The following is a 7,360-nucleotide window of genomic DNA, read 5'->3' as shown; positions in this document are numbered from 1 at the left end:
CGGCGGGATGGCGGAGGTGGGTCAGGAGGAGAGGGCGTCCTCGGAGACCTGCCACAGGAGGGTGGCGGCCTCGGGGTCGAGGGCGTAGGCCGCGACGCCGGTGCGGGTGCCGGGCTGGTGGGCCGGGGCCTCGTTGCAGTCCTCGAAGTAGCGTCCGCCGACGCCGTTGAGGAGTGGCGAGGTGGCGACCAGGACGGAGGTGGCGGCACCCTGCTCGGGGGTCTTCCAGCGTGCCCCGGCGGAGCCCGCCGCGGCCACGAGACGCTCGATCTCCTCGGTGCTCACGTGCCGTTGGAGGTTGGTCTGGATGCCGCCGGGGTGCAGGGCGTTGACGGTGATGCCGTCGCCCGCCCACCGCCGGCTCGCCTCGACCGCGAACAGGACGTTCGCCGTCTTGGACTGGCCGTAGGCGGTCCACGGGTCGTACGGGCGCTCCCGGTAGTGGATGTCCTCGAAGACGACGGGGGAGCGCAGGTGGGCGGCGGAGCTGACCGATACCACCCGCGCGTCGCCGGCCGCGGCGAGCGCGGCGTGCAGGCCGGTGGTGAGCGCGAAGTGGCCGAGGTGGTTGGTGGCGAACTGCAGCTCCCAGCCCTCGGGTGTGCGGGTCTCGGGGGCGGCCATCACTCCGGCGTTGTTGACCAGGATGTGCAGCGGGCCGTCCCAGGCGGCGGCGAAGGCCGCGGTGGAGGCCCGGTCGGCGAGGTCGAGCGGCGCGACGTGGATCTGCTTGTTGCCGGTGGTGGCGGTGATGTCCTCGGCGGTGGCCTGGCCGGCGTCGGGGTTGCGGACCGCGAGGGTGACCTCGGCTCCGGCGGCGGCGAGCGCGCGGGCGGTCTCGATGCCGATGCCGGAGGCTCCGCCGGTGACGATGGCGCGGCGGCCGGTGAGGTCGACGCCGGCCACGACCTCGGCGGCGGTGGACGTTGCGCTGAACGGGGTGGTGATGCGGGATGTCTTGGTCATGACGGATGCCCTGTTTCCCTCGATGATGCGGTCGGGAGGCCGGGCCGGTAGGCTTACCGGAGGGACCTCCAGTAGTCCGCACTCTAATCGGAGGTTCCTCCGGATAGCAAACCGGCCGTCGCCGGACGCGGTGGACCTCGGTATCGTTCGCCTGTGGCGGGGATGGTCGGCGGGCGTGATGTGTGGCGCGCCGATCAGGAGCGGTCGCTGCCGGCGCTGCGGGAGCGGCGCGGCAGGGGAGACCGGCACCACCGGCCGCCTGGACGAGACGTCGGGGACGGATGCCCGGAAGATGGACGGCGTCCGGCGAACCGCGCACGCGTTCAGCGAGGCAGGGACGGCCGTTCCGAGGCTCGCCGGGCGCATCCGGCGGGCCGGGCAGAGGAGGAGAGATCGTGTCGGTCACCGGTTCCCGGCCGCTTCGGGCGGACGCCCGGCGCAACCGCGAGCGGCTGCTGGAGGCCGCCGTGCGCGCGTTCGCCCACGACGGGCCGGAGGTCACGCTGGAGGCCATCGCCAAGGAGGCCGGCGTGGGCATCGGCACGCTCTACCGCCACTTCCCCACCCGGGAGGCGCTGGTCGAGGCGGCCTATCGCAACGAGCTCGCCCGGCTGTGCGACGCGGTGCCCGGCCTGCTGGTGGAGCTGCCGCCGGTCCAGGCCATGCGCGTCTGGATGGACCGCTTCCTGGACTACATGACGACCAAGCGCGGCATGGCCGACGCGCTGCGCGCCGTGATCGCCTCCGGTGGCGACCCCTATGCCCACAGCCGCGAACGGCTGCTCGGAGCCATCGGCGAGCTGCTCGGCGCGGGCGTCGCGGCCGGTGTCATCAGAGCCGACGCGAACCCGGTGGACGTCATGACCGTCATGAGCGGGGTCACGCTGACCGCCGGGAGCCCCGCCCAGCGCGACCAGGCCGGCCGCCTCCTCGACCTGCTGCTGGACGGCCTGCGCTACGGCACCGACCGCGCCTGACGGGGGCACGGTGGTCCTCGGAGAAATCCGGTGGACGCCACGTCCGGCCCGGTCCACGATCGGCAGGGGGCCGTACCCGAAGCGGCCTGGTCAGCCGCGAACGAGGCCGATCATGCCGAAGGCTCGTCGATGCCCGGCGGGGAGACACAGGAGCCACCACTGATGCCCGACCTGGACACGCGGTACGCCGCGCGCCTGGCCGCCTACGGAGCGGTCTCCACCGAGCTGTCGTTGCTGAGCGACCGCCGGCTCGGCCAGGCCGTGGCGGGGGCCACCGCGCTCGGGTCGGGCATCGGTGGCAGGTCGGCGGAGATCGACATCGGCGGGAGGCGGGTCTTCGTCAAACGGATCCCGCTGACCGATGCCGAGCTGCGGCCGGAGAACGTGCGCTCGACGGCGAATCTGTTCGGACTCCCGCTGTTCTACCAGTACGGGGTGGGTTCGGCCGGGTTCGGAGGCTGGCGTGAACTGGCCGTGCACACCATGACCACCAACTGGGTCCTCGGACGGGAGTACGAAGGCTTTCCGCTGATGTACCACTGGCGGGTGCTGCCCGACTCACCACCCGAGGGGTTCGCCGACGCGTTCGGCGGCATCGATGGGGCGGTCGCGCACTGGGAGGGCTCGCAGGCCGTCCGTGCACGCCTGGAGGCCATCGGCCGCGCGACGTCCAGCCTGGTGCTCTTCGTGGAACACGTGCCGCAGACTCTCGCCGCCTACCTGGCCGGCTCGCGGCAGGCCGCGCCGGGCGGTGGAGGAGAAGGCTCGCCGTACCCCTGGGTGGAGGAAGCCCTGACAGGTGGAACGGCCTTCATGAGTTCTCGTGGGCTCGTCCACTTCGATGCCCATTTCATCAACATCCTGACCGACGGCCGGCGGCTCTACTTCGCCGACTTCGGGCTCGCTCTGAGCTCCGGCTTCGAGCTCACCGCGGCCGAGGCCGCGTTCCTGTCCGAGCATCTCGACTACGACCACTGCTCCACGATGGGCCATCTGCTGCGCTACCACCTGCTCGATGACCTGCGCGGCGACCTCGACCAGCAGGCGTTCCTGCGGGACTGGATCGCGGGGCGACGGCCCGGTGACGTGCCGCCCGCGATTGCCGCGATCATCGACCGGAACGCCCGGGCGGCCATCGTCCTGAACGGGTTCCACCACCGCCTGATCAACACGAGCAAGCGGACGCCGTTTCCCGCCGCCGAGATCAAGCGCGCCCGGCAGGTCACCTGAGACGCCACCAGCTGTGCAGGCCTCCCTACCCGGATCATCCCACCCTTACGGCCGGGTTGCCGCACCAGTGGGCGCCGGGGGCTACCTCTTCGCCCTTCATGAGGAACGCGTCGGCGGCGAGAACGGCGCCGTCGCCCATGCGGACGCCGTAGTGGACCAGGGCGCCGGTGCCGACCGTGCATCCCGCGCCGATCAGGATGTGGTCGGACTTGAACGTGCCGTCCTCCAGCGAGTGCGCCTGCAGGTCGCACTTCTGGCCGAGGGTGCAGTCGTCGCCGATGGTGACCAGCGTGCGTTCGGTGATGCCGCAGCCGTCGTCGAACACCCTGCGCCCGATGCGCACTCCGACCAGCCGCCAGAGCAGGCTCTTGAACGGGGTGCCGTTGAGCAGTTCGAGGTAGGTCGGGTTGGTGAGCTTCCAGACGCGCTCGTGCCACCAGTAGTACGGCTGGTAGATCGAGCAGAAGCGCGGCGTCAGCGCCCGGAATCCGGTGGCCAGGCGCTCGACCAGCGCGAAGTACAGCGTGGTGAACACCACGCCGCTCACCAGGGCCAGGGCGAGCGCCGCCGCCGCGCCGGCCGGCTCGCGCAGGGCGGCGGCGGCCGCGCCGAGCAGGACCAGGCCGAACAGGTGCAGCCACCGGCTGACCAGGTACAGCGCGATGGTCACCGTGTTGTGCCGGGTCTTGGCGGCCAGCCGGCGGTGCAGCTCGTCGCCGGTCTTCAGGTGGTCGAAGCGCCCGTCGCGCTGCACCGAGCGCGGGATCTCGAAACAGGGCGAGCCGAGCAGGCCGACGTCCCGCAGGACCGGCCCGTCGACCGGCACCATGACCTTGGTGGCGAGCAGGCAGTTCTCGCCGGTCCGCGCCTTGGCGGGGTAGGCGATGTCGTTGCCGAGGAAGCTGTGCGCTCCGATCGTGGCCCGCGACAGCCGGAAGGAGTGGGCGGAGAAGTCGGCGTTGACGATCGACAGGCCGTCGGAGATCATCGTGCCGCTTCCGATGGAGGTCAGGAACGGGGACTCGTGCTTGTGCTGCAGGCCGAAGTTCGACCCGGTCTGCTCGACCTTCGACAGGTCGTACCCGATGGCCCGCTGGTAGCCGACGATCCAGGAGCTGTCCCCGAACAGGTGGGTGAAGACCTGCGTGCCGGTGATCCGGGCGATCACCCGGTGTGCCCAGTAGTGGAACCCGTAGAGGGGGTAGTCGCGGTCCGGCCGCAGGGTACGGGCCAGCAGGCGGGGGACGCTGACCACGAGGGCGAGCCCGGCGGCCAGCCCGCCGAGGTAGACGGCCAGGGAGATCGCGAGCGCGTCGGCCCAGGCCGGCCACGTGCCGAGGTTCTGCTGCCGGGCGGCGTCGGCCAGGTCGTCGAGCGCAGGGACGCGCGTGCTCAGCCAGTGCAGGCCGCCGATGGTGAGCGGGAGGTACACCGCGAGGGTGGTGACCAGTTGCACGGTGGCGAACCTGGCCCGGCGCCATGCGCCGCACCGCACCGGCGCGGGCGGCGCGTACCGGGTGCCGGCGGGGGCGGGCTGGGCGGGCGAGCCGTGCCACACCTCGCCGTCCGGCACCGACTGGCCTTCCTGCAGCGAGGAGGAGTGGCCGAGCTGGGCGCGGTCCCCCACGGCGGTGCCGATGTCGACCACGGTGCGCTCGCCGACGAACGCCTCCGCGCCGATCGTCACCGGGCCGATCTCGATCATGCCCGCCCGGGCGCGGTAGCAGCTGAGGAAGGAGTCCTTGCGGATCACCGTGCCGCCGCCGACGGTCAGCAGGTCGGTGCAGACGGGGACGTTCCTGGACAGGATCAGCACGTCCGGGCCGATCTTGGCGCCCAGCGCCCGCAGGTACAGCACGTACAGCGGCGATCCGGCGAACAGCGCGAGCGGGCAGATGCGCAGCAGCGTCCTGACCGTCCAGAACCGCAGGTAGGCCGGGCTCCACACCCGGAAGCGCCCGGGCTTCCAGCGGCCGACGAGCGCCCACTTGGCCGCGATGGGCACCGCGCACAGCGTCGTGAAGATCACCACGGCGCAGGCCAGCGACCGGCCGTAGATCTCGGCCGTGTCCTCGGCGTCGAAGACCCACGTGTAGCCGCCGGCCAGCAGCAGCGCGCCCAGCACGGCGTAGCCGAGGGCCAGCAGCGCCTGCGCGGCCCCGCACAGGACGTAGGCCGCGGTGCTCGCCCGCTCCGGCTCGATCACCGGGGGCGCGGGCGTGGCCGGCGCGGCCGGGACGTCCGCGGCCCGCGCCAGGTCGCGGACGGTGGGGTGCAGGTAGACGTCCTTGATCGACACCGGGGGCAGGTCGGCGCGTTCCCTGACCCGGGCGCAGAAGCGCGCCATCAGCAGCGAGCTGGCGCCCAGCTCCTCGAAGAAGTGGCCGTCCACCGACACCTGGCCGGCGCCGATGACCCCGGCCAGCACCTCGGCGTACCCCTGCTCGACCGGGGTGGCGGGCGGGGCGTACGACTGGGTCGTGGACAGGCAGCGCGGGCCGCTGGGCGGTGGCAGGCTCTTGCGGTCGGCCTTGTTGCTCAGCAGCATCGGGATGCGCGGCAGCGGCTCCAGATAGGCCGGGATCATGTACCCGGGAAGGCGTCCGCGCAGCTCGCGGTAGACCCGTTCGGGGTCCACCTCGGGCGCGTCGTCCCGCGCGCTGTAGTAGGCGACCAGCTCGACGACGCCCGGCTCGGGCTCGTGGGTGTCCACGACGGCCTGGGCGATGCCCGGCACCCGCAGCAGCACCGACTCGATCTCCGACAGCTCGACCCGGTAGCCGTTGATCTGCACCTGGGTGTCGATGCGCCCGTGGTACTCGATCTCCCCGTCGCCGTTGATCCGCCCGAGGTCCCCGGTGCGGTAGATGCGGCCTGAAGGGTTGTCCGGGACGCCGAGGAAGTCGGGGATGAAGGCCCGCGCCGTGAGGTCGTCGCGGCCCACGTACCCGCGGGCCAGGCCGACGCCGGCGATGCCGATCTCGCCCAGCTCGCCCCGAGGCAGCGCCCGCGGCCCGGCCGGGTCGAGGATGGTCACCGCGTAGGTCGGCAGCGGTACGCCCAGCGTCACCGGCCGGCCGGGGTCGAGCACGGCCCAGGTGGCGGTGACCGTCGCCTCGGTCGGCCCGTACACGTTGAGGAACCTGCGGCCGGGCCGGTGCCAGCGTCGCACCAGGTCGGCCGGGCACGCCTCGCCCGAGACGAGCAGGAACCGCAGCCCGGGCAGGTCCTCCTCCTCCAGGGTGGCGAGCAGCGTCGGCACGCAGCACAGCGCGGTGATCCGCCGATCACGCAGGAAGTCGGCGAGGTCGCGGCCGAGCAGCGTCACTCCGGGCGGTCGCGGCACGAGCGTGGCGCCCGACAGCAGCGGCACCCAGATCTCCTCGACCGAGAAGTCGAAGGCGATGGTCATGCCCTGGTAGACGCGGTCATCGGCGCCGAGCCCGTAGACCTGCGAGGCGACCCGGACGAAGTTGCAGATCGAGGCGTGCTCGACCGCGACGCCCTTGGGCCGTCCGGTGGAGCCGGAGGTGTAGACGATGTAGCACAGGTCGTCGGCCGGCCCGCCCCGCTCGGCGCGGCCGAGCCGCCGCCCGTCCTCGGCGGCGACCCGTGCCTCGGCCTCGTCCAGGTAGACCAGGGCGGCCTGGAGGTGTCCCACCCGGTCGTGCAGGTGGGAGAGGGACAGTACGGTGCGCACGCCGGCGTCGCGCACGATGTAGGCGAGCCGGTCGGCGGGGAAGCCCGGGTCCAGCGGCACATACGCGGCGTTGACCTTGAGCACGGCCAGCATGCCGACGTAGGAGTGCACGGCGCGGTCGAAGATCAGCGCGATGCGCTCGCCGGGCCGCACCCCGAGGCGCAGCAGGTGGCGGGCGAGCCGGTTGGCCCGCGCGTCCAGCTCGTCGAAGGTCAGGACGTCCTCGCCGGTGTCCACCGCCGTCCGCGCCTGCTCCCCGGCGGCGCGCAGCCGGTCGCACCACTCCTCGAAGAGGTGGTCCAGCCGCTCCCCGTCGCGCCGTCGGGCCCGGTACGGCCCGCCCGCGCCCACCAGCAGCCGCCCGTCCGCCGCCTCGGCCGTGTTCGCCGGGGCCGCCTGTGGCGGCGCGGCGTGCCGGACGTTCTGGGCGTGCCGGAGGTCCCCCAGGCCTGTCTGTCCGCTCATCAGCTCACCCCCGCGTCCGGAC

General features: G+C 72.7%; 4 protein-coding genes. 2 read left to right on the top strand and 2 right to left on the bottom strand.

What is annotated here, in order from left to right:
* Window positions 1-21: 21 nt before the first annotated feature.
* Window positions 22-966 (bottom strand): SDR family NAD(P)-dependent oxidoreductase, encoded by a 945-nt coding sequence (locus tag IEY93_RS11320; RefSeq protein WP_189162946.1) that lies wholly within the window; start codon window positions 964-966, stop codon window positions 22-24.
* A gap of 395 nt (window positions 967-1,361) precedes the next feature.
* Between IEY93_RS11320 and IEY93_RS11315 the strand changes: the two genes are divergently transcribed.
* Window positions 1,362-1,943 carry a TetR/AcrR family transcriptional regulator gene (locus IEY93_RS11315; RefSeq protein WP_203968226.1) on the top strand — a complete coding sequence of 194 codons (582 nt, stop codon included), beginning with the start codon at window positions 1,362-1,364 and terminating at the stop codon, window positions 1,941-1,943.
* A 162-nt stretch (window positions 1,944-2,105) separates the two neighbouring features.
* Window positions 2,106-3,173, top strand: coding sequence for a protein kinase family protein (locus IEY93_RS11310; protein WP_189162944.1), 1,068 nt, complete (start codon window positions 2,106-2,108; stop codon window positions 3,171-3,173).
* Window positions 3,174-3,207: 34 nt separating this feature from the next.
* On the opposite strand, the gene IEY93_RS11305 is transcribed toward IEY93_RS11310, so the two are convergent.
* A complete protein-coding gene (locus IEY93_RS11305) occupies window positions 3,208-7,338 on the bottom strand; it encodes a Pls/PosA family non-ribosomal peptide synthetase (protein ID WP_189162943.1) in 4,131 nt (1,376 codons plus the stop codon).
* Between the last annotated feature and the right edge of the window lie 22 nt (window positions 7,339-7,360).

This window comes from Sphaerisporangium melleum (assembly GCF_014646695.1).
GTDB lineage: Bacteria > Actinomycetota > Actinomycetes > Streptosporangiales > Streptosporangiaceae > Sphaerisporangium > Sphaerisporangium melleum.
The sequence above is the reverse complement of the archived record's forward strand: the minus strand, read 5'-3'. Positions and strand labels throughout refer to the sequence as shown.

What these genes read in the sequence shown, in the direction of transcription:
- IEY93_RS11320 (WP_189162946.1), bottom strand. Translation starts at nt 966, where the DNA reads ATGACCAAGACATCCCGCATCACCACCCCGTTCAGCGCAACGTCCACC.
- IEY93_RS11305 (WP_189162943.1), bottom strand. Translation starts at nt 7,338, where the DNA reads ATGAGCGGACAGACAGGCCTGGGGGACCTCCGGCACGCCCAGAACGTC.
- IEY93_RS11310 (WP_189162944.1), top strand. Translation starts at nt 2,106, where the DNA reads ATGCCCGACCTGGACACGCGGTACGCCGCGCGCCTGGCCGCCTACGGA.